Source organism: Herbaspirillum sp. BH-1 (genome assembly GCF_002870055.1).
Classification (GTDB): Bacteria; Pseudomonadota; Gammaproteobacteria; order Burkholderiales; family Burkholderiaceae_D; genus Herbaspirillum; species Herbaspirillum frisingense.
Window position 1 is genome coordinate 62,558 of record NZ_PKOI01000018.1, and the last position, 19,299, is coordinate 81,856.

Sequence of the window (19,299 nt, forward strand, 5' to 3'; positions counted from 1 at the left end):
CATTTTTCCGAACTGCCATCAGCCTTATCGGTGTAACGAGCCGAGGGTATTGAAAAGGACAATTCATGCAAAACAGTTTGTTGAAGCCCCGCATCATCGAAGTGGAAACACTGGCTCCCGGTCACGCCAAGGTCGTGATGGAGCCGTTCGAGCGCGGTTATGGTCACACCCTGGGCAACGCGCTGCGTCGCGTGCTGCTGTCGACCATGAGCGGTTACGCTCCCACCGAAGTCACCATCGCCGGCGTCGTGCACGAGTACTCCTCGCTGGACGGCGTGCAGGAAGACGTCGTGGATATCCTGCTGAACCTGAAGGGTGTGGTCTTCAAGCTGCACAACCGTGACGAAGTCACCCTGACCCTGAAGAAGGAAGGCGAAGGCGCCGTCCTGGCTTCCGATATCGATCTGCCGCACGACGTCGAACTGATCAACCCGGATCACGTCATCGCCAACCTGACCGGTGGCGGCAAGCTGGACATGCAGATCAAGGTCGAAAAGGGCCGTGGCTACGTGCCGGGCAACGTGCGTCGCCTGTCCGAAGACACCAACAAGACCATCGGTCGCATCATTCTGGACGCGTCCTTCTCGCCGGTGCGGCGCGTGTCCTACGCTGTGGAATCCGCACGTGTGGAACAGCGTACCGACCTGGACAAGCTGGTCATGAACATCGAGACCAACGGCGTCATCACTCCGGAAGAAGCGATCCGCCAGTCGGCCCGCGTGCTGGTTGATCAACTGAACGTGTTCGCTGCCCTGGAAGGCACCGAAGCGACTGCAGAAGCACCGTCGCGCGCACCGCAGGTCGATCCTATCCTGCTGCGTCCGGTGGACGACCTGGAACTGACCGTTCGTTCCGCAAACTGCCTGAAGGCCGAGAACATCTACTACATCGGCGATCTGATCCAGCGCAGCGAAAACGAACTGCTGAAGACCCCGAACCTGGGTCGCAAGTCGTTGAACGAAATCAAGGAAGTCCTGGCTTCGCGTGGCCTGACCCTGGGCATGAAGCTGGAAAACTGGCCGCCGGCCGGTCTGGAGAAGTAATTCCTGCTGCCTGGCTGGCGTGGAGCACCATCCCGCCGGCCAGGCTGGCAAGACGCTGTATCTGTCGTACCCGTCGTACCCGTAGCAATACTTTTATCCGTCATTTACCGGTCCGCGGTCCGGACAGCGAAGCTGGCCTGCCGATAGAAGAACTGGATCAAAACTGTAACCTGAAAGGAAATTACCATGCGTCACCGTCACGGTCTCCGCAAACTGAATCGTACTTCGTCCCACCGTCTGGCCATGCTGCGCAACATGACTGTCTCCCTGCTGCGTCATGAAGCCATCAAGACCACCCTGCCGAAGGCCAAGGAACTGCGCCGCGTCGTCGAGCCGATCCTGACCCTGGGCAAGACCGACACCCTGGCCAACAAGCGTCTGGCCTTCAACCGCCTGCGCGATCGCGAAATCGTCGGCAAGCTGTTCTCCGAACTGGGCCCGCGCTACGCTGCCCGTAACGGCGGCTACCTGCGCATCCTGAAGATGGGCTTCCGTCAAGGCGACAACGCACCGATGGCCTTCGTCGAGCTGGTGGACCGTCCGGAAGTCAGCGACGCCGCTGATGCCCCGACCGCTGAGTAATTCACTCGCTTGTCCGTCTCTGCAGAAAAGCCAGGCTCAGCCTGGCTTTTTTGTTTTTGGTATCCATCTTTCATGGCATGTCCTGATCTTGCATGGCGGCGCGCCGGCACAGTCTGTGGTTGAATACGGCATGCGCAAGGAGATGCTGACATGACCTCGTCCCTGTTGAACCAGCCGCTGCTGGTCCTGGCCAATGTGCCGGATCAGGAGCTCGCCGAAAAGATCGCCACAGCCCTGGTGGAACAAGGGCTGGCAGCCTGCGTCAATATCCTGGCGCCGGTGAGCTCGGTCTATCGCTGGCAAGGCAAGATGCAGCGTGAGAGCGAAATCCCCTTGCTGATCAAGACCACGCAGGCGCGCTACCAGGAGCTGGAGCGGACCATCCTGCAGTTGCATCCCTATGATGTGCCGGAGATCATCGCCTTGCCGCTCACGGCAGGTCTTCCGGCCTACCTCGCCTGGATGCAGGATGAAACCGCCCGGCCATTAAGCCTGTAAGGCAGACAAGGAACTCCGTTGAATCCCATGATGACGCGCCACCCGATTGGCCGGCGCCTGCAGCGCTTGTGGCTGCTCTCCCTGCAGTGTCTGCTGATGCTGGTGGCCACGCTGTCCACGACCGGGGCGCATGCCGCCGAAGATTATCTTCCGCCGGAGCAGGCCTTCCAGCTCAGCGGACGCATGGTCGATGCCGGGACCCTGGAATTGAGCTATCGCATCGCCGATGGCTACTACATGTACCGCGACCGCTTCCACTTCAGCGCCGAGGGTGCGACGCTGGGCGAGCCGCAATTTCCCCCCGGCAAGCGCAAATATGACGACAACTTCCAGAAGGAAGTGGAGACCTATCACCAATCAGTGACGGCCCGCATGCCGGTCAGCGGGGCTGTGGATAGATTTACCGTGGTGGCGGTATCGCAAGGTTGCGCCGACAAGGGGCTATGTTATCCACCGATGACGCTCAAGCTGACCATGTCGCCCCAGGCGACCGGCCAGAGCGTGAGCGCGGGCGGCGGTGATGCGATGCAGGCCACCGGCGGCAGCGATATCGACGGAATTGCCGCCGTACTGAAGAGCGGCAAGCTGTGGCGCATCCTGTCGCTGTTCTTCGTGCTGGGTATCGGCCTCTCCTTCACGCCTTGTGTGCTGCCGATGCTGCCCATCCTGTCCTCGATCATCGTCGGCCAGCAGACTGCCGCCGGCGGTGGCCGCGCTCGCAGCTTCCTGATGTCGGTCGCCTATTCGCTTGGTATGGCCTTGGTCTATACCGCCCTGGGCGTGGCCGCCGGGATGCTGGGCGAGGGCTTGTCGGCCTATCTGCAAAACCCGTGGATGCTGGCCGGCTTTGCGCTGCTGATGGCGGTACTGGCCCTGTCGATGTTCGACGTCTACACGCTGCAGGTGCCGGCCTCCGTGCAATCCCGCCTGTCCTCGGCCTCGGGCAATGGCAGCGGCAAATGGCTGGGCGTGTTCCTGATGGGCGCGATCTCGGCGCTGATCGTCGGTCCCTGCGTGGCCGCGCCGCTGGCCGGGGCACTTCTCTACATCAGCCAGACCGGCAATGTGGTGCTGGGCGGTAGCGCCCTGTTTGCGATGGCGGCCGGCATGAGCGTACCGCTGCTGCTCATCGGTGCGTCTGCCGGCGCCTTGCTCCCGCGCGCAGGCGCCTGGATGGATGCGGTCAAGCGCTTCTTTGGCGTGCTCATGCTGGGTACGGCGCTGTGGATGGTCTCGCCGGTGATCCCGTCCTGGCTGCAGATGGCGGGCTGGGCGATGCTGGGCATCGGCTATGGCGCCTTCCTGCTGTGGTCCCGCCCGGCAGGCTGGATCGCACGTGGACTCGGCCTGGCAGTGGTCACATTGGGTCTGCTGCAACTGGTCAGCGTGGTGACCGGTGGTCGCGACCCATTGGCGCCGCTGTCGCATCTGCGCGCGCAGGGTACCGCGGTGGCCGGCACGGACTTCGTGCGCATCCGTTCCAGCGCCGAGCTGGACGCGGCCCTGCAGCAGAATGCCGCCGGTGAGCGCCGTCCGGTGATGCTGGACTTCTACGCCGACTGGTGCGTTTCCTGCAAGGAAATGGAACGCTTCACCTTCAGTGACCAGCGCGTGAAGGAACGCTTCGGCCAGATGCTGCTGCTGCAGATCGATGTGACCGCCAACAATGCCGATGACCGCGCCATGCTCAAGCGCTTCAATCTCTTCGGTCCGCCCGGGATCATGTTTTTCGATGCGGATGGACGCGAGCTGGTACAACGCCGCGTGATCGGTTACCAAGATGCAGACAAGTTCGTGTCCACGCTGCAAAACCTGTAGAAGCCATTGCGCTGCGTTATTTGGATACCACTTTATAGTCGTTGGCCTGACGCGGGCATCGCGTTATAGTCAGCCTTTCTGTTTTCAACCGTTCAACCAAGGAGACCACCATGACGCTGCGCCTGGGCGATACTGCACCGGATTTCGAGCAAGAATCCTCGATCGGCAAGATCAAATTCCACGACTGGGCGGGTGATTCCTGGGTCGTGCTGTTCTCCCACCCGGCTGACTTCACGCCGGTCTGCACCACCGAGCTGGGCCTGACGGCCAAGCTCAAGCCCGAATTCGACAAGCGCAACGTCAAGGCCATCGCCCTGTCGGTGGACGGTGCCGAAGCCCACAACCAGTGGATCAAGGACATCGAGGAAACCCAGCAGACCGTGGTCGGTTTCCCCATCGTGGCCGACGTCGACAAGAAGGTCGCCGGTCTCTACGACATGATCCACCCCAACCAGTCCGAGACGGCTACGGTGCGTTCGCTGTTCGTCATTGATCCCAAGAAGAAGGTGCGCCTCATCATCACCTACCCGATGAGCACCGGCCGCAACTTCGACGAAGTGCTGCGCGTCATCGATGCCCTGCAACTGACCGATGGCTACACCGTGGCCACCCCGGGTAACTGGAAGGACGGCGACGACGTCATCATCCCGCTGTCGGTCAAGGATGAGGAAGTCATCAAGCAGAAATATCCCAAGGGCTACAAGTCGCCGCGCCCTTACCTGCGCATCACCCCGCAACCGAACAAGTAATCCGGCAAGCGGTCGGCCGGACCAGAGAAAAGCGCTCCTGCGGGAGCGCTTTTTGTTTGGCGCGCACCAGGCCGGGCTCACTCTTGCGGCGCCACCGTGCGCGCAAAGTCGTCGATGAACAGCCGCGCCACCGGGGAGAGCATGGTGCCGTGTCGTGTCACGAGCTGGTAGGGTTCGCTGCGGGTATGCAATTGCAGCGGCAGGATGCGCGTCATGCCGAAACGCGTGCAGAACTGCGCCACGTCCACCGACAGCAGGGCCACGAAATGCGGATTCTTCTGCAGCAGCGACAGCGTGGTGAAGGCCGAGGTGGTCTCCATCAGGTGCAGCGGGAAGCGCAGGTCGGCGTCGTGGAATTCCCGCTCCAGCGTGAGCCGCATCGGCATGTTGGCCGAATACACCACCCATCGCGAATCGGCCAGATCCGCCAGTTGCAGGCTGGATGCTCCGGCCAGGGGATGCTGCACACTGGCCACCACCGCCAGTTGTTCGTCATGGATGTTGAAGGCGTCATACAGGTCCGGGCGCTGGCTGATGCTGGTGCGGCAGATCGCCAGATCCAGCCGGCCCTGGTCGAGCAGGCGCAGCAATCGGGCACTGGTGTCTTCCACGATCTCCACCGACAGCGAGGGATGGCTCTCCAGCAGGCGCGTCAGCGCATCGGTCAACAACGGCACCGCTCCCATGATGGTCCCCACTGCCAGCCGGCCGCCGTGACCTTGCATGATCGACAGCATCTCTTCCCGCAGGTGGGTCAGGTCGGTCTGGATCAGCCTTGCATAGCGGATCACGCAATGGCCCAGCTCGGTGGGCTCCAGCCCGCGGTTGGTGCGGGTAAACAGTTGCACGCCCAGGGTGCTTTCGATCTCCTGCAGCGCCTTGCTGGCGCCGGGCTGGGTCAGGGCCACCTGCTCGGCCGCCTTGAGCAGCGAGCCGTGGTCGGACAGGGCAATCAGAAGCCGTAACTGGCGCAGGTGCAGGCGGGAGGTGATGGAGGCCAGGGAGGGCAGGGTATTGTGCATGGCGTTGATCCTCGAATAGGCCTCCAGTATGAGCTTTGGTTATACCCATATCAACAGCTCTCATTAGCCAAGGGCCGGGCGATGGCTTAGAGTCTCGCTTTCAAAAGCAGGTCGCAGAGGGAAAAGGTCGGGCTCGCAGGACGGCGTCGACACCTTCCAGACCGCGGCCTGGCTGGCGACATCTATGAATCATGGCTATGTAATCGCAGCCTGATTCGAAGCTTAATTGCACCTACCGGTACCCTAATGGCACTCATCAACTACATCACCCAAGTCCAGTTCGACTACGGCGCACTGGCGCTGCTGCAGCAGGAATGCGATCGCATCGGCATCAAGAAGCCGCTGGTGGTCACCGACATGGGCATCCGCAATGCCGGTCTGCTGGACAAGGTCCTGGCGCAGCTCAAGGAGGGCAGTGCGGCCGTGGTCTACGACCAGACCCCGCCCAACCCCAACGAAGCTGCCGTACGTGCGGCCGTGGCGCTGTTCCGCGAGCAGGGCTGCGACGGTATCGTGGCCGTGGGCGGCGGCTCTTCCATCGACCTGGCCAAGGGCGTGGCGGTCTGCGCTACCCATGAGGGACCGCTGAAGTCGTTCGCCCTGATCGAGGGCGGCCTGTCCAACATCACCGCCCGAACCGCCCCGGTGATCGCCATCCCGACCACCGCCGGCACCGGCAGCGAAGTCGGCCGTGGCGCCATCCTGATCCTGGACGACGGCCGCAAGGTCGGCATCATCTCGCCCTACCTGGTGCCCCGTCTGGCCATCTGCGACCCCGAACTGACGCTGGGCCTGCCGCCGCTGATGACCGCCGCCACCGGCATGGACGCCATCGCCCACTGCCTGGAAACCTTCATGGCGCCGTCCTTCAACCCGCCCGCCGATGGTATCGCGCTGGATGGCCTGTGGCGCGCCTGGGCGCATATCGAACGCGCCACCCGCGAGCCGGGCGACCGCGAAGCACGACTCAACATGATGAGTGCCTCGATGCAGGGCGCCATGGCCTTCCAGAAGGGCCTAGGTTGCGTGCACAGCCTGTCGCACTCGCTGGGTGGCATCAATCCCAAGCTGCACCACGGCACCCTCAATGCCATCTTCCTGCCGGCCATCATCGCCTTCAACGAAAGCGCGCCGACCATGGTCAAGGACAACAAGATGGCGCGCATGGCCCATGCCATGGGCCTGGCCAGCGGTGCCGAGATCGGCCCGGCGATCCGCGACATGAGCCGTCGTCTCGGCTTGCCGGCCGGCCTGGGTGAACTGGGTGTGAGCGAGTCCATGTTCCCGCAGATCATCAAAGGCGCGCTGGCCGACCACAGCCACAAAACCAATCCGCGCGAGGCCTCGGAACAGGATTACCTGCAGATGCTGCAGCAATCCATGTGATGGCCGACAATGACCGGCGCAGGGCAGCGGCCACGGCCGGCCTGTCCCGCAAGTCCCCCTCAGCCGCTCCCGCATTGCGCGGGCGCGGCTCTCATGCCTGACCCGAACCCGGGCGGCATCAACGAAACCAGCAGGAGCACATCGTGAGCTACAAGATCCTTGGACACAACTACATCGGCGGCCAGCGCAGCGGTCAGGGCGACGTCGCCCTGCATAGCGTGGACGCGACCACCGGCGCGCTCTTCGAGACCCCCTTCCTGACCGCTACCGAAAACGAAGTGGCTGCCGCCGTGGATGCGGCCGAGAAGGCCTATCCGCTGTACCGCGCCACCACCTCGCAACAGCGCGCCCAGTTCCTGGAAGCCATCGCCGACGAGATCGATGCCCTGGGTGACGATTTCCTCGCCGCCGTGGCCCGTGAAACCGCCCTGCCGGCCACGCCGCGCCTGGCCGGTGAACGCGCCCGCACCAGCGGCCAGATGCGCCTGTTCGCCAAGGTCCTGCGCCGTGGCGACTTCTACGGTGCGCGCATCGATACCGCCTTGCCGCAGCGCCAACCGCTGCCGCGCCCGGACATCCGCCAATACAAGATCGGCGTGGGTCCGGTGGCCGTGTTCGGTGCCAGCAACTTCCCGCTGGCCTTCTCGGTGGCCGGTGGTGATACCGCCGCCGCCCTGGCAGCAGGCTGCCCGGTGGTCTTCAAGGCCCACAGCGGCCACCTGGTGACCTCCGAACTGGTGGCCGATGCCATCGAGCGCGCCGTCAAGAAGACCGGCATGCCGGCCGGTACCTTCAACATGGTCTATGGCGACCGCGTGGGCGCCCAGCTGGTCAAGAGCGCCGGCATCCAGGCAGTCGGCTTCACCGGCTCGCTGCGTGGCGGCCGTGCCCTGTGCGACATGGCGGCTGCCCGTCCGCAACCGATTCCGGTGTTTGCCGAGATGTCCAGCATCAACCCCATCATCCTGATGTCGGAAGCACTGAAGGTACGCGGTGACGCCATTGCCAAGGACCTGGCCGGTTCGGTCACGGTCGGCGTGGGTCAGCTGTGCACCAGCCCGGGCCTGCTGCTGGGCGTGCGTTCGCCCGAGCTGACCGCCTTCATCGAAAAGCTGTCGGCGGCCTTCGGCGGCAGCAATCCGGCCACCATGCTCAACAGCGGCGGCCTGACCCACTACAACGGCGGTGTCGCGCGCCTGACCCAGTTGCCGGGCGTGAAGGTGATCGCCACCGGCGGCACCAGCTACACCCAGGCCGTGCCGCATCTGTTCAAGGCTGACGCCGCGCTGCTGTTCTCCAAGGAAGCACCGCTGGAAGAGGAAGTCTTCGGCCCCTCCACCGTCATCGTCGAACTGGAAAGCCGCGAGCAGCTGCTGGACTTCGCCGCCAAGATGAACGGCCAGCTGACCGCCACCCTGCAAGCCGAGATCGGTGATCTGCAAGGCAACCAGGACCTGATCGCGATCCTGGAACAGAAGGCCGGCCGCCTGCTGCTGAACGGCTTCCCGACCGGTGTCGAGGTGTGTGATGCGATGGTTCACGGTGGCCCCTATCCGGCCACCTCGGATGCCCGTGGCACCTCGGTCGGTACGCTGGCCATCGAGCGCTTCCTGCGTCCGGTGTGCTACCAGAACTACCCCGACGCGATGCTGCCGGCACCGCTGCAGAACGCCAACCCGCTGGGCCTGATGCGCCTGGTCGATGGCGAGCAGACCCGCGCCACCGTCGCCTGATCCAGCACGTTGCAGCACCCGGACCGGCGCCCTGGCGTCGGTCCTGTTCCACCTTCCCCGCACTCGATTGCGGGGTCGCAACAACACTATCCCAAGACCCCAAGAGGAGGAGACCCATGATTACATCCATCCGGCGCGCTGCGCTGTCTGCCGCTGTCTGCGCGCTGTTCGGCGCGGCCACCATCCCTTCCGCACAGGCGGCGGGCGACACCATCAAGATCGGCTTCATCACCGACATGTCCGGCACCTATGCCGACTTCGACGGCCAGGGCGGCGTCGAGGCGATCCGCATGGCCATCGCCGATGCCGGCGGCACCATCAACGGCAAGAAGGTGGAACTGGTCTTTGCCGACCACCAGAACAAGGCCGACATCGCCGCCAACAAGGCGCGTGAGTGGTTCGACCGCGACGGCGTGGACATGCTGGTCGGTGGCGTGAACTCGGCGGCCAGCCTGGCCACGGGCAAGGTGGCGGGCGAAAAGAAGAAGGTCTTCATCTCGGTCGGCGCCGGCACCACCCGCCAGACCAACGAGGAATGCAACGCCTACACCATCCAGTACGCCTACGACACCACGGCCCTGGCGCGCGGCACGGGGGCAGCCATCACCCGTCAGGGCGGCAAGTCCTGGTACTTCCTGACGGCCGACTATGCCTTCGGCACCTCGCTGGAAAAAGACACCAGCGATGTCGTCAAGAGCAATGGCGGCAATGTCGTGGGCGCCACCCGGGTCCCGCTGGCGACCTCGGATTTCTCGTCCTTCCTGCTGCAGGCGCAATCCTCCAAGGCCCAGATCCTCGGGCTGGCGGTGGCTGGCGGCGACGTCATCAATGCCATCAAGGCGGCCAATGAATTCGGCGTGAACAAGACCATGAAGCTGGCGGGCCTCCTGATCTTCATCAACGATACCCACTCGCTGGGCCTGCAGCTCACGCAAGGGATGTACCTCACCGATGGCTGGTACTGGGACCTCAACGACCAGAGTCGCGCCTGGGCCAATCGCTACTTCATGAAGATGAAGAAGATGCCGTCCATGTTCCAGGCTGGCGATGCCTCGGCCGTGGGCCAGTATCTGAAGGCGGTGAAGGCCGTAGGCAGTACCGATCCGGACCAGGTCATGGATTACCTGCGCAAGAACCGCATCAACGATTTCTTCACCAGCAATGGCGTGGTGCGTCCGGATGGCCGCATGGTGCATGACATGTATCTGATGGAGGTGAAGAAACCTTCAGAATCCAAGCGCCCCTGGGATTATTACAAGCTGGTGCAGACGATTCCCGGCGAGCAGGCCTACATGACCAAGGCCGAATCCAAGTGCGCGCTCTGGAAATAAGCCAGCGCCGTTATTGAAAGACCAGCAGGGCGCCGCCCGTGAGTGCGCCGCCCGCCCCTTTTTGAGCAGAAAGTCTGATGTGGATCGGACCATGTTCTACGCATCCCGGGTGACCGGGGTGCGTTTTTTTTCGCCCGGACGCTGTGCTCTCAGGCGCGGCGCGGTACCTGCGGACGCATGGCCACGCCAAGGCGGTTCCAGGCGTTGATGATGGCCACTGCGAAGGTCAGGTTGGCGATCTCGGCCTCGCTGAAGTGCTGTTGCAGCAGGGCGAAAGCAGCATCGTCCTTCTCGCCATCCTGCTGGTGCAGATAGGTGAAGCGTTCGGCCCAGTTCAGCGCGGCGCGCTCCTGTTCGGTGAAGAAGGGGATTTCGCGCCAGGCGGCCAGGGTGTTGAGGCGCTGCTGGTCTTCGCCATTCTTGAGCAGGTCATGCGAGTGCATGTCGGCGCAGAAGGCGCAACCGTTGAGTTGGGAGACGCGCAGGAATACCAGTTCCAGCAGCTTGGGATCGACCCCGCTCTGGTGTACCGCTTCGCTGGCCTTGAGCAGGGCGTTGAAGGCGGGGGCGGCGAGCTTGGCGTGGGGCAGACGTTGCTTGAAGTCGGACATGACAATTCTCCATCAGTGGGTGAGGTGACAGCGGCGCGAATCGCCGGTGTTCCTCCACTAGACGGAGCGGGGTGTCGTGTTGTGACAGTTTTCGGAAAAAAGAAGCGAAATAATCTTCAGGCCGGGTCCAGCTGCTGACGGGCAATGGCCGCCAGCTTGTCCGGATTGCGGACCACGTAGATCTCGCGAATGCGCCCGTCCTCGGTTTCCAGCACCTGGGCCGATTCCAGCGTGCCATCGACGTAGCGCAGCAGGCCCGGCGTGCCGTTGACCGAGGCTGCACGATAGGCGATGCGCTCGCCGAAGCGGCGCAGGTTGGCGTAGTACAGCCAGGAGATGCGCTCGGCGCCGGCCAGCGGATGGGGGAAGGAAGCGACCTTGCCACCGCCGTCGCCGATCAGGCGGGCATCCTCGGCCAGCAGGCCTAGCATGGCGTCGCGCTGGCCACTCTGGACCGCTTGCATGAACTTTTCCAGCAACAGGGCGTGGGTTTCGCGGGTGACCGGACTGGAGGCCGCGCGCAGGGTGGTGCGCGGGGTCACGCTGCCGGGCGCGCCGGCCGATTTGGCATCATGGCGCGACAGGCGTTCGCGGGCGCGGTGCACCAGCTGGCGACAGCTGGCCTCGGATTTCTGCAGGATGGCGGCGATGTCGGGGTAGTCGTTGTCGAATACTTCGCGCAGCAGGAAGGCGGCGCGCTCCTCGGGTTTGAGGCGCTCCAGCAGCAACAGGTAGGCAAAGGACACATCGCTATGCTGCTCCAGCAGCGCCTCCGGCGAAGGCGCCAGGCTGGCCTGGCCGTACAGGTCGATCTCGGCGGCCGGCTCGGCCAGGTCCACCAGGGGTTCCGGCAGCCAGTGGCCGACGTAGTGCTGGCGCTCCTGCTGCAGCTGGCGCAGGCGATCGATGCACAGCCGCGTCACCACCGTCACCAGCCAGGCCTCGGCCGATTCCAGTTGCTGCCGGTCCTGGGCATGCCAGCGCAGCCAGGCGTCCTGCAGTACGTCTTCGGCATCGCTGCGCGAGGCCAGCATGCGGTAGGCCACGCCGAACAGGCGCGGCCGGTGACGGGTGAAGAGGTCGAGATCGTCTGCCATCAGCGCAGCCGGCGGGTGCCGAGGATCAGCCCTGCTTGAGCTTGCGCGCGATGTCCAGCGCGAAGTAGGTCAGCACGCCATCGGCGCCGGCGCGCTTGAAGGCCATCATGGCTTCCATCATGGTCTTGTCGTGATCCAGCCAGCCGTTCTGGGCGGCGGCCTTGATCATCGCGTATTCGCCGCTGACCTGGTAGGCGAAGGTGGGCACGCGGAATTCGTCCTTCACGCGGCGTACGATGTCCAGGTAAGGCATGCCCGGCTTGACCATCACCATGTCGGCGCCTTCCTTGAGGTCCAGTGCCACTTCGCGCAGGGCCTCGTCGCTGTTGGCCGGGTCCATCTGGTAGGTGGCCTTGCTGCCCTTGCCCAGGTTGGCGGCCGAGCCGACCGCATCGCGGAAGGGGCCGTAGAAGGCCGAGGCATACTTGGCCGAGTAGGCCATGATGCGGGTGTAGATGTGGCCCTTGGCTTCCAGCATGGCGCGGATGGCGGCGATGCGGCCGTCCATCATGTCCGAGGGGGCGACCACGTCCACGCCGGCATCGGCCTGGGTTTGCGCCTGCCTGACCAGCAGCGCGAGGGTTTCATCGTTGAGGATGTAGCCGGTCTCGTCCAGCACGCCGTCCTGGCCGTGGCTGGTGTAGGGGTCCAGGGCGACGTCGCAGAGAATGCCCAGCTCGGGGAAGCGGTCCTTGAGCGCGCGTACCACGCGCGGCACCAGTCCGTCCGGGTTGGTGGCTTCGATGCCATCGGGCGTCTTCAGGGCCGGATCGATCACCGGGAACAGCGCCAGCACCGGCACGCCCAGCTTCACGCATTCTTCGGCCACCGGCAGCAGCGCGTCCAGCGACAGGCGTTCCACGCCCGGCAGCGAGGCCACGGGAGTGCGCAGGTTCTGACCTTCCTGCACGAATACCGGATAGATCAGGTCGGCGCTGGTGATGACGTTTTCGGCCATCAGCGCGCGCGAGAAGGCATCGCGGCGCATGCGGCGCATGCGCAGGGCAGGGTAGGCGGCGTTGGAACTGAAATCGGTCAAGGACATAGGTTGGCTTTCAAAAAATAGATGTTATTTGACGCTATCTTGAAATATTTTCTAGGCAAATATCGCTAACTTCGGAAAATTGCCTGCTTAGATTCGCGCGGCGCACAACTTTCCCTCGGTATGGCTTATCTTTGCTGCGGGTAATTCATTTGCCCCCCGCTTCCCCTTCCCTCCCTGAGCGGGGCCGATCGCGCTAGCGAAAGGCGTTCTGCCCCGGAGAATATCCCTGTTCTCCGGGGTTTTTTTTCGTCGTGACGTTTTACCCCGGTCCGAAGGATGTCGCCTTGTCGGCGATCAGGCTTGCTGCGTGCCCTGATCCTGGGCGACGCCGTCCTCGGCCACCGCCGCTGCGGTGGCAGGCTGGTTCAGGCCGGCCAGTTCCACGATCTTGTCGTTGGCCTCTTCCAGACCGGTCCGCTTGAGGGCGGAAAACAGTTGCACCGTGAACGGGAAGGGCTGGCCGTTTTCATCGACGTAGCTCTGCAGGTAGGTCTGGGCCTGGCGCAGGGCGTTGGTGGACTCATTGCGGTTGAGCTTGTCGGCCTTGCTCAGAATGCAATGGATGGGTTTGCCGGTCGGCGCGAACCACTCGATCATCTGGATATCCAGGTCGGTGAAGGGGCGGCGCGAATCGACGATCATTACCAGCGCTGCCAGCTGTTCGCGCTGGCGCACATAGTCGCCCAGCAGGGCTTGCCAGTGGTGCTTGGCCGAGCCGGACACTTCGGCATAGCCATAGCCGGGCAAGTCCACCAGCATAGCGCGGATGTCATCCGGGCGCGCCTCGTCGTTGCGGTGCTGCCCGACGTGGGCGCCGCCGATGGAGAAATAGTTGATGTGCTGGGTGCGGCCCGGCGTCTTGGAGGCGAAGGCCAGGCGCTTCTGGTTGCACAGTACGTTGATGGCACTGGACTTGCCGGCATTGGAACGCCCGGCGAAGGCGATCTCCGGTACGCTGGTCTTGGGCAGGTCCCGCAGGTGATTGACGGTGGTGAAGAAACGGGCTTGCCAAAGTTGCGACATGGTGGGGGGAAATCCGAAAGAGGAGGGAAAAACGCGGAGAAGCTATTGTACAATGGCCCGAAACCCAACGCCTCGTTGACGCCGGGCAAGTAAAAAATATGGCGGCCATTGGAGACAGGTCAAACGACGGGCATTTGGTTTAGGGGCAGCTAGCCGCCGAACGGGCAAAATCTCTCAATTCCACAATAAGTATTAGGGTGACGAATGAACCGTGCCTTTTCCCCACTGTTGTACTCCGTTTTTGCTGCCATCCTGGCAGTGGCCAGCGCAGCCCACGCGGCTGACGACAAGAAGACCCCGATCAAGGCCGATCCTGCCAAGGGCGAAGCGCTCTACACCAATGGCGACAATGCGCGCAACATCGTGGCCTGCGTGTCCTGCCACGGCGCGGCGGGCAATTCGACCATCACCCAGAATCCCAAACTGTCCGGCCAGCATGAGGCCTACATCGCCAAGCAGTTGCTGAACTTCCGTACCCCGGATCGCAACAACCCGGTGATGTCGCCGATGGCCAAGGCCTTGTCCGACGAGGACATCCACAACGTCGCGGCTTATCTGGCCACCCAGGCGCCCAAGCCCGGCGCGGCCAAGAACAAGGACACCATCGACCTGGGCAAGCACATCTGGCGCGGTGGCATCGCCGCCAAGAATGTGCCGGCCTGTGCCGGCTGCCACAGCCCCAATGGTGCCGGCATCCCGGCCCAGTATCCGCGCCTGGCCGGCCAGCACCAGGATTACACGGTGGCCCAGTTGACTAACTTCCGCGGCGGCGCGCGTACCAACAGCGTGCAGATGACCAGCATTGCCGAACGCCTGTCGGACAAGGAAATCAAGGCAGTGGCCGATTACATCGCCGGCCTGAAATAAGCCATCTGCGGGATTGCGCAGAGGGATGGCAAGATCAAAGGCGGCCCCGTGCCGCCTTTTTTCATCGGCTTCATTGGCCCTCCCTTTGCCTCCATGTGCCTTCACCTGCCTTGATGCAGGTCGTGGCATTCCGGGCCCGCCTGGCCGAAGATATCGCCCGTCGCGCTGGTCCGGCTGCGGCCCAGCGCGCCGACATACCCGGATGGCGTTGGCGCCTATTGCCGATGGCATATCACGGACTTTCTCCCGGAGCGGTAAAATCCGGGTTCGCATCGCTTTGCCGACCGGCAAGGTGCCCCCCAGGTAAGCGGAACCGGCAGGCCCGGTCCGGTAAGGCAGGAATATGACGACGGGCAGCAGTACCCAAGGAATCCAGATCAGGACCCGCCAGCGCTGGTTGGGAGAGGCGGTCGAACTGATCTCATCGATGCGCTTTGCCATCAGCCTGTTGACGCTGATCGCCATCGCCTCGGTGATCGGTACGGTGATGAAGCAGAACGAGCCGATGCCCAACTACGTCAACCAATTCGGCCCGTTCTGGTTTGAGATCTTCGCCAAGGTGGGTCTGTACGCGGTCTACTCGGCCTGGTGGTTCCTGCTGATCATGGGTTTCCTGGTGCTGTCGACCTCGCTGTGCATCGCCCGCAACGGTCCCAAGATGCTGCGCGACGCCAAAAGCTGGCGCGACAACGTGCGCGAGCAGTCGCTGCGCAATTTCCATCACAAGCACGAGTGGCAGAGCGGCGAGTCGCCGGCCGAGGCTGCGGCCCGACTGGTGCGGCAGGTGGCGTCCAAGGGCTACAAGACCAAGCTGGCCGACCGGGATGGCGCAATGCTGCTCGCGGCCAAGCAGGGTGCGGCCAACAAGTGGGGCTATATCTTCGCGCACGCGGCCATCGTCATCATCTGCCTGGGTGGCTTGCTCGACTCGGATCTGCCGATCCGCTTCCAGCAGTGGTTCTATGGCAAGCAGGCCTTCGCCGGCAATGGCATCATTTCCGAGATTCCTGAGCGCTATCGCCTGGGCCTGAACAACCCGACCTTCCGCGGCAATACGCTGATCCCGGAAGGCTCCAGCAGCAGCACGGCCATCATCCCGCAAAAGGATGGCGTGATGATCCAGGACCTGCCCTTCACCATCACGCTCAAGCGCTTCATCATCGATTTCTACTCCACCGGCATGCCCAAGCTGTTCGCCAGCGAAGTGGTGGTGCGCGACCATGAGACCGGCCGCGATACCGCCGCCACCATCAAGGTCAACGAGCCGCTGATCTACAAGGGCGTGGCGATCTACCAGTCCAGCTTCGAGGACGGTGGCAGCAAGCTCAAGCTGGTCGGCTATCCGATGCGGGGCGGTGCCAACGGTCGTTTCGAACTGGCCGGCGAGGTCAACGGCACCACTGCGCTGCCCACCGCGCTGGGCGACTACACCATCGAATGGAGCGGCTTCCGTCCCTTCAATGTGGAAAACATGCAGGCTGCGGCCTCGGGCTCCACTGCCGGCTCCACCTCGGGTGATGCACGCGCGGTCAACGTCGGCAAGAACGTCAATCGCGGCTTCATCGAGGGCCTGGACAAGCACCTTGGCTCCAGTGCCAAGAATGCCAACAGCAAGGACTTCAAGAACGTCGGCCCGAGTGTGCAATACAAGTTGCGCGACAAGACCGGCCAGGCCCGCGAGTATTTCAACTACATGCAGTCGCTGCCCATCGACGGCGCCGATGTCTTCCTGGCCGGCATGCGCGAGCAGCCCGACCAGCCTTTCCGCTACCTGCGCATCCCGGCCGACGACAATGACAGCGTGGCCGAGTGGATGCGCCTGCGCGCCGCCCTGGCCAATCCGGCGCTGCGCGAGGAAGCCGCCCGTCGCTATGCCCAGCAGGCCATCAGCGGCGGGCGCGAAGCCTCGCCGGTGCTGCGCGAGCAGCTGCAGCAGTCGGCGCTGCGCGGCCTGTCCATCTTCGCCGGTGACGGCAAGGTGTCCGGCTATATCGCCGTGACCCGCTTCCTGGAGCAACTGCCGTCGGCCGAACAGGAAAAGGCCGCCGATATCTTCATGAAGATCCTCAACGGCAGCATGTGGGAGCTCTGGCAGGCGGCCCGCGCCAAGGATGGCCTGGCGGCGGTGAGCAGCGACGAGAAGCATGGTCGCTTCCTGCAGCTTTCCATCAATGCACTGGCTGATGCCGCCTTCTATCCGGCCCCGGTGTTCCTGCAACTATCGGGCTTCCAGGAGATCAAGGCATCGGTGCTGCAGGTGACGCGTTCGCCGGGCAAGAAGGTGGTCTACCTGGGCTGTCTGTTCCTGGTGCTGGGCGTGTTCGCGATGCTGTACATCCGCGAGCGCCGTCTGTGGATCTGGATCAAGCCGGCCGCCGATGGCCAGGGCAGCCAGGCGCTGATGGCCATGAGCACCCAGCGCCGTACGCTGGACTTCGACAAGGAATTCGAGCAGATGAAGGGCCGCCTCTCGGGGGCGGCATCGCCGGTCGCAACCGGAACCGGTAAAGATTGAACATGCGATTGAACATGCCGCCGACGTATGGTGGTTATCATCCGGGGCAGATCAGCGCGCCAGCCGCTTTGGCTGGCACCGCCCGGGACAGCAGCAGTGGAGAACACAATGGAACTGACCCAAGCAAACCAGGCCTATTCTGAAGAACAGGGCTTCTTCCGTCGCCTTGGCATCGTCGACTGGCTCTACGCCGCCCTGCTGGTGGCCGGCGCGCTGTACGCCTTCGGGCGCTTCGGCGCCTACATGGATTACTACGAGAAGGCGGTGCTGCTGCTGGCCGCGCCCACCTTCGCCTGGCTGGGCTGGCACTGGAAGCCGGTACGCCTGCTGATGGTGGTGATCGCGGTGCTCTCCCTGGGCGCGATTGCCATGTACGGCGGCGCCCTGGAGCTGGCCGACAAGAAGTTCTTCCTGAAATACATGCTCTCCAGCCAGTCCGCCATTCTCTGGATGAGCGCGCTGTTCTGCCTGTCCACCCTGTTCTACTGGGGCGGCCTGGCCACCACCGCCGGCACCGGCAACGCGATCGGCTCGCGCCTGTGCTGGGCGGCCGTGGTGCTGGGCTTTACCGGGCTGATGGTGCGCTGGTACGAGTCCTACCTGATCGGGCCGGACGTGGGCCACATCCCCATTTCCAACCTGTATGAAGTCTTCGTCCTGTTCTGCCTGATCACGGCACTGTTCTACCTGTATTACGAAGAACGCTACGCCACCCGCCAGTTGGGTGCCTTCGTGCTGACCGTCATCACGGCGGCGGTGGGCTTCCTGATGTGGTATACCGTCTCGCGGGATGCGGCCGAGATCCAACCCCTGGTACCGGCGCTGCAAAGCTGGTGGATGAAGATCCACGTTCCGGCCAATTTCATCGGTTATGGCACCTTCGCCCTGGCCGCCATGGTGGCCGTGGCCTATCTGCTGCGCGAGCGTGGCTACCTGGCCGATCGCCTGCCGCCGCTGGAGGTGCTGGATGATGTGATGTACAAGGCCATTGCCGTCGGTTTCGCCTTTTTCACCATCGCCACCATCCTGGGTGCGCTGTGGGCGGCCGAAGCCTGGGGCGGCTACTGGTCGTGGGACCCGAAGGAAACCTGGGCGCTCATCGTCTGGCTCAACTACGCGGCCTGGCTGCACATGCGCCTCATGAAGGGCCTGCGCGGCCGTGCTGCGGCCTGGTGGGCGCTGGTCGGCCTGCTGGTGACGACCTTCGCTTTCCTGGGAGTCAATATGTTCCTCTCGGGCCTGCATTCCTACGGCGAACTTTGATGGCGTCGGCGGCTCCTTGATCAGGGCGGCCTCGCCCCCTTGAACCATAAGGAGCAAGCATGAACGACAGCACCCTGACGCCGGAACTGGTCATCTTCGATTGCGACGGCACCCTGGTCGACAGCGAAGTGGTGGCGGCGCGGGCCTGGTCCGAGTACGTGGCCAACTATGGCGTGAGCCTGAGCGCGGAAGAAGCGCTGGCGCGCTTTCGCGGCGTCAGCATGAAGTGGTGCATTTCCCACATCGAACAATTGCACGGCCAGGCGCTGCCCGCCCATTTCGAAGAGGAATTGCGCGCGCTGATGGGCAGCCTGCTGGAGCAGCACCTGCAGCCGATCAGCGGTGCCGTGGAGATGCTGGAAAAGCTGCACCTGCCCTTCGCCCTGGCCTCCAACGCGCCGCATCACAAGATCGAGTTGTGCCTGCGCGTCACCGGCCTGCTGCCGCATTTCGCCGGGCGTATCTTCAGCGCCTACGATGTGCAGCGCTGGAAACCCGATCCCGCGCTCTTCCTGTTTGCCGCCGAACGCCTGGGCGTGCCGCCGCAGCGCTGCGCCGTGGTGGAGGACAGCCTGCCGGGCGTACAGGCGGGTCTGGCGGCCGGCATGAAGGTGATCGCCCTGCAGGAGCATGCGCCGCACCCGGAGCTGCCCGCCGGTGTGGCCATTATCACCCACCTCGGGCAACTGCATGCGCAGCTTGCCTGAGCGCGCAGG

General features: G+C 63.7%; 17 protein-coding genes. 12 read left to right on the top strand and 5 right to left on the bottom strand.

The features are described from left to right. The first annotated feature begins 65 nt into the window (after window positions 1-65). The 5 genes from rpoA (at window position 66) to HBH1_RS20105 (ending at window position 4,690) form a co-directional block, all read left to right on the top strand. On the top strand, window positions 66-1,043 hold the full coding sequence (rpoA, locus tag HBH1_RS20085) for a DNA-directed RNA polymerase subunit alpha (RefSeq protein ID WP_006464909.1): 978 nt from the start codon (window positions 66-68) through the stop codon (window positions 1,041-1,043). A gap of 186 nt (window positions 1,044-1,229) precedes the next feature. Beyond that, window positions 1,230-1,625, top strand: coding sequence for a 50S ribosomal protein L17 (rplQ, locus tag HBH1_RS20090; RefSeq protein ID WP_006464908.1), 396 nt, complete (start codon window positions 1,230-1,232; stop codon window positions 1,623-1,625). Window positions 1,626-1,775: 150 nt separating this feature from the next. After that, window positions 1,776-2,123 (top strand): divalent-cation tolerance protein CutA, encoded by a 348-nt coding sequence (gene cutA, locus HBH1_RS20095; protein ID WP_102664104.1) that lies wholly within the window; start codon window positions 1,776-1,778, stop codon window positions 2,121-2,123. 27 nt (window positions 2,124-2,150) lie between these two features. Further along, entirely contained in the window at window positions 2,151-3,941 is a 1,791-nt protein-coding gene (dsbD, locus tag HBH1_RS20100; protein WP_102664121.1) for a protein-disulfide reductase DsbD, read from the top strand. A 110-nt stretch (window positions 3,942-4,051) separates the two neighbouring features. Continuing rightward, window positions 4,052-4,690 carry a peroxiredoxin gene (locus HBH1_RS20105; protein WP_006464905.1) on the top strand — a complete coding sequence of 213 codons (639 nt, stop codon included), beginning with the start codon at window positions 4,052-4,054 and terminating at the stop codon, window positions 4,688-4,690. Window positions 4,691-4,767: 77 nt separating this feature from the next. Here the strand turns inward: HBH1_RS20105 and HBH1_RS20110 are convergent, their stop codons facing one another. After that, a complete protein-coding gene (locus HBH1_RS20110) occupies window positions 4,768-5,712 on the bottom strand; it encodes a LysR family transcriptional regulator (RefSeq protein WP_006464904.1) in 945 nt (314 codons plus the stop codon). 246 nt (window positions 5,713-5,958) lie between these two features. Here HBH1_RS20110 and HBH1_RS20115 point away from each other — a divergent pair, with 246 nt between their 5' ends. From HBH1_RS20115 to HBH1_RS20125, 3 genes are all read left to right on the top strand, one after another. Then, a complete protein-coding gene (locus tag HBH1_RS20115; RefSeq protein ID WP_102664105.1) occupies window positions 5,959-7,098 on the top strand; it encodes an iron-containing alcohol dehydrogenase in 1,140 nt (379 codons plus the stop codon). Between the two features lie 143 nt (window positions 7,099-7,241). Then, window positions 7,242-8,831: an aldehyde dehydrogenase (NADP(+)) gene (locus HBH1_RS20120; protein WP_006464902.1), complete on the top strand. Its 1,590-nt coding sequence runs from the start codon at window positions 7,242-7,244 to the stop codon at window positions 8,829-8,831. 116 nt (window positions 8,832-8,947) lie between these two features. After that, window positions 8,948-10,162 carry an ABC transporter substrate-binding protein gene (locus HBH1_RS20125; RefSeq protein ID WP_102664106.1) on the top strand — a complete coding sequence of 405 codons (1,215 nt, stop codon included), beginning with the start codon at window positions 8,948-8,950 and terminating at the stop codon, window positions 10,160-10,162. A 149-nt stretch (window positions 10,163-10,311) separates the two neighbouring features. On the opposite strand, the gene HBH1_RS20130 is transcribed toward HBH1_RS20125, so the two are convergent. The 4 genes from HBH1_RS20130 to yihA all read right to left on the bottom strand — a co-directional run bounded on the left by HBH1_RS20130 (window position 10,312) and on the right by yihA (window position 13,938). Next, on the bottom strand, window positions 10,312-10,773 hold the full coding sequence (locus tag HBH1_RS20130; RefSeq protein ID WP_006464900.1) for a carboxymuconolactone decarboxylase family protein: 462 nt from the start codon (window positions 10,771-10,773) through the stop codon (window positions 10,312-10,314). A gap of 116 nt (window positions 10,774-10,889) precedes the next feature. After that, the gene (sigJ, locus tag HBH1_RS20135) at window positions 10,890-11,870 is read right to left on the bottom strand and encodes an RNA polymerase sigma factor SigJ (protein WP_102664107.1); all 981 of its coding nucleotides are present in this window, start codon (window positions 11,868-11,870) and stop codon (window positions 10,890-10,892) included. A 25-nt stretch (window positions 11,871-11,895) separates the two neighbouring features. Further along, a complete protein-coding gene (hemB, locus tag HBH1_RS20140) occupies window positions 11,896-12,915 on the bottom strand; it encodes a porphobilinogen synthase (protein ID WP_102664108.1) in 1,020 nt (339 codons plus the stop codon). Between the two features lie 294 nt (window positions 12,916-13,209). Next, window positions 13,210-13,938 (bottom strand): ribosome biogenesis GTP-binding protein YihA/YsxC, encoded by a 729-nt coding sequence (yihA, locus tag HBH1_RS20145; RefSeq protein WP_102664109.1) that lies wholly within the window; start codon window positions 13,936-13,938, stop codon window positions 13,210-13,212. A gap of 204 nt (window positions 13,939-14,142) precedes the next feature. Here yihA and HBH1_RS20150 point away from each other — a divergent pair, with 204 nt between their 5' ends. From HBH1_RS20150 to HBH1_RS20165, 4 genes are all read left to right on the top strand, one after another. After that, window positions 14,143-14,805, top strand: coding sequence for a c-type cytochrome (locus tag HBH1_RS20150; protein ID WP_006464896.1), 663 nt, complete (start codon window positions 14,143-14,145; stop codon window positions 14,803-14,805). Between the two features lie 343 nt (window positions 14,806-15,148). Beyond that, window positions 15,149-17,320: a cytochrome c biogenesis protein ResB gene (locus HBH1_RS20155; RefSeq protein ID WP_102664110.1), complete on the top strand. Its 2,172-nt coding sequence runs from the start codon at window positions 15,149-15,151 to the stop codon at window positions 17,318-17,320. 108 nt (window positions 17,321-17,428) lie between these two features. After that, window positions 17,429-18,583 (top strand): c-type cytochrome biogenesis protein CcsB, encoded by a 1,155-nt coding sequence (gene ccsB / locus HBH1_RS20160; RefSeq protein ID WP_006464894.1) that lies wholly within the window; start codon window positions 17,429-17,431, stop codon window positions 18,581-18,583. A gap of 59 nt (window positions 18,584-18,642) precedes the next feature. Next, entirely contained in the window at window positions 18,643-19,290 is a 648-nt protein-coding gene (locus tag HBH1_RS20165; RefSeq protein ID WP_102664111.1) for an HAD family hydrolase, read from the top strand. Window positions 19,291-19,299: the final 9 nt, after the last annotated feature.

Bases quoted from the DNA above. Each gene is read 5' to 3' on its own strand.
- hemB (WP_102664108.1), bottom strand. From the start codon at position 12,915: ATGTCCTTGACCGATTTCAGTTCCAACGCCGCCTACCCTGCCCTGCGC.
- HBH1_RS20115 (WP_102664105.1), top strand. From the start codon at position 5,959: ATGGCACTCATCAACTACATCACCCAAGTCCAGTTCGACTACGGCGCA.
- HBH1_RS20165 (WP_102664111.1), top strand. From the start codon at position 18,643: ATGAACGACAGCACCCTGACGCCGGAACTGGTCATCTTCGATTGCGAC.
- HBH1_RS20125 (WP_102664106.1), top strand. From the start codon at position 8,948: ATGATTACATCCATCCGGCGCGCTGCGCTGTCTGCCGCTGTCTGCGCG.
- cutA (WP_102664104.1), top strand. From the start codon at position 1,776: ATGACCTCGTCCCTGTTGAACCAGCCGCTGCTGGTCCTGGCCAATGTG.
- dsbD (WP_102664121.1), top strand. From the start codon at position 2,151: ATGATGACGCGCCACCCGATTGGCCGGCGCCTGCAGCGCTTGTGGCTG.
- rpoA (WP_006464909.1), top strand. From the start codon at position 66: ATGCAAAACAGTTTGTTGAAGCCCCGCATCATCGAAGTGGAAACACTG.
- HBH1_RS20130 (WP_006464900.1), bottom strand. From the start codon at position 10,773: ATGTCCGACTTCAAGCAACGTCTGCCCCACGCCAAGCTCGCCGCCCCC.
- rplQ (WP_006464908.1), top strand. From the start codon at position 1,230: ATGCGTCACCGTCACGGTCTCCGCAAACTGAATCGTACTTCGTCCCAC.
- ccsB (WP_006464894.1), top strand. From the start codon at position 17,429: ATGGAACTGACCCAAGCAAACCAGGCCTATTCTGAAGAACAGGGCTTC.
- HBH1_RS20155 (WP_102664110.1), top strand. From the start codon at position 15,149: ATGACGACGGGCAGCAGTACCCAAGGAATCCAGATCAGGACCCGCCAG.
- HBH1_RS20110 (WP_006464904.1), bottom strand. From the start codon at position 5,712: ATGCACAATACCCTGCCCTCCCTGGCCTCCATCACCTCCCGCCTGCAC.
- sigJ (WP_102664107.1), bottom strand. From the start codon at position 11,870: ATGGCAGACGATCTCGACCTCTTCACCCGTCACCGGCCGCGCCTGTTC.
- HBH1_RS20105 (WP_006464905.1), top strand. From the start codon at position 4,052: ATGACGCTGCGCCTGGGCGATACTGCACCGGATTTCGAGCAAGAATCC.
- HBH1_RS20150 (WP_006464896.1), top strand. From the start codon at position 14,143: ATGAACCGTGCCTTTTCCCCACTGTTGTACTCCGTTTTTGCTGCCATC.
- yihA (WP_102664109.1), bottom strand. From the start codon at position 13,938: ATGTCGCAACTTTGGCAAGCCCGTTTCTTCACCACCGTCAATCACCTG.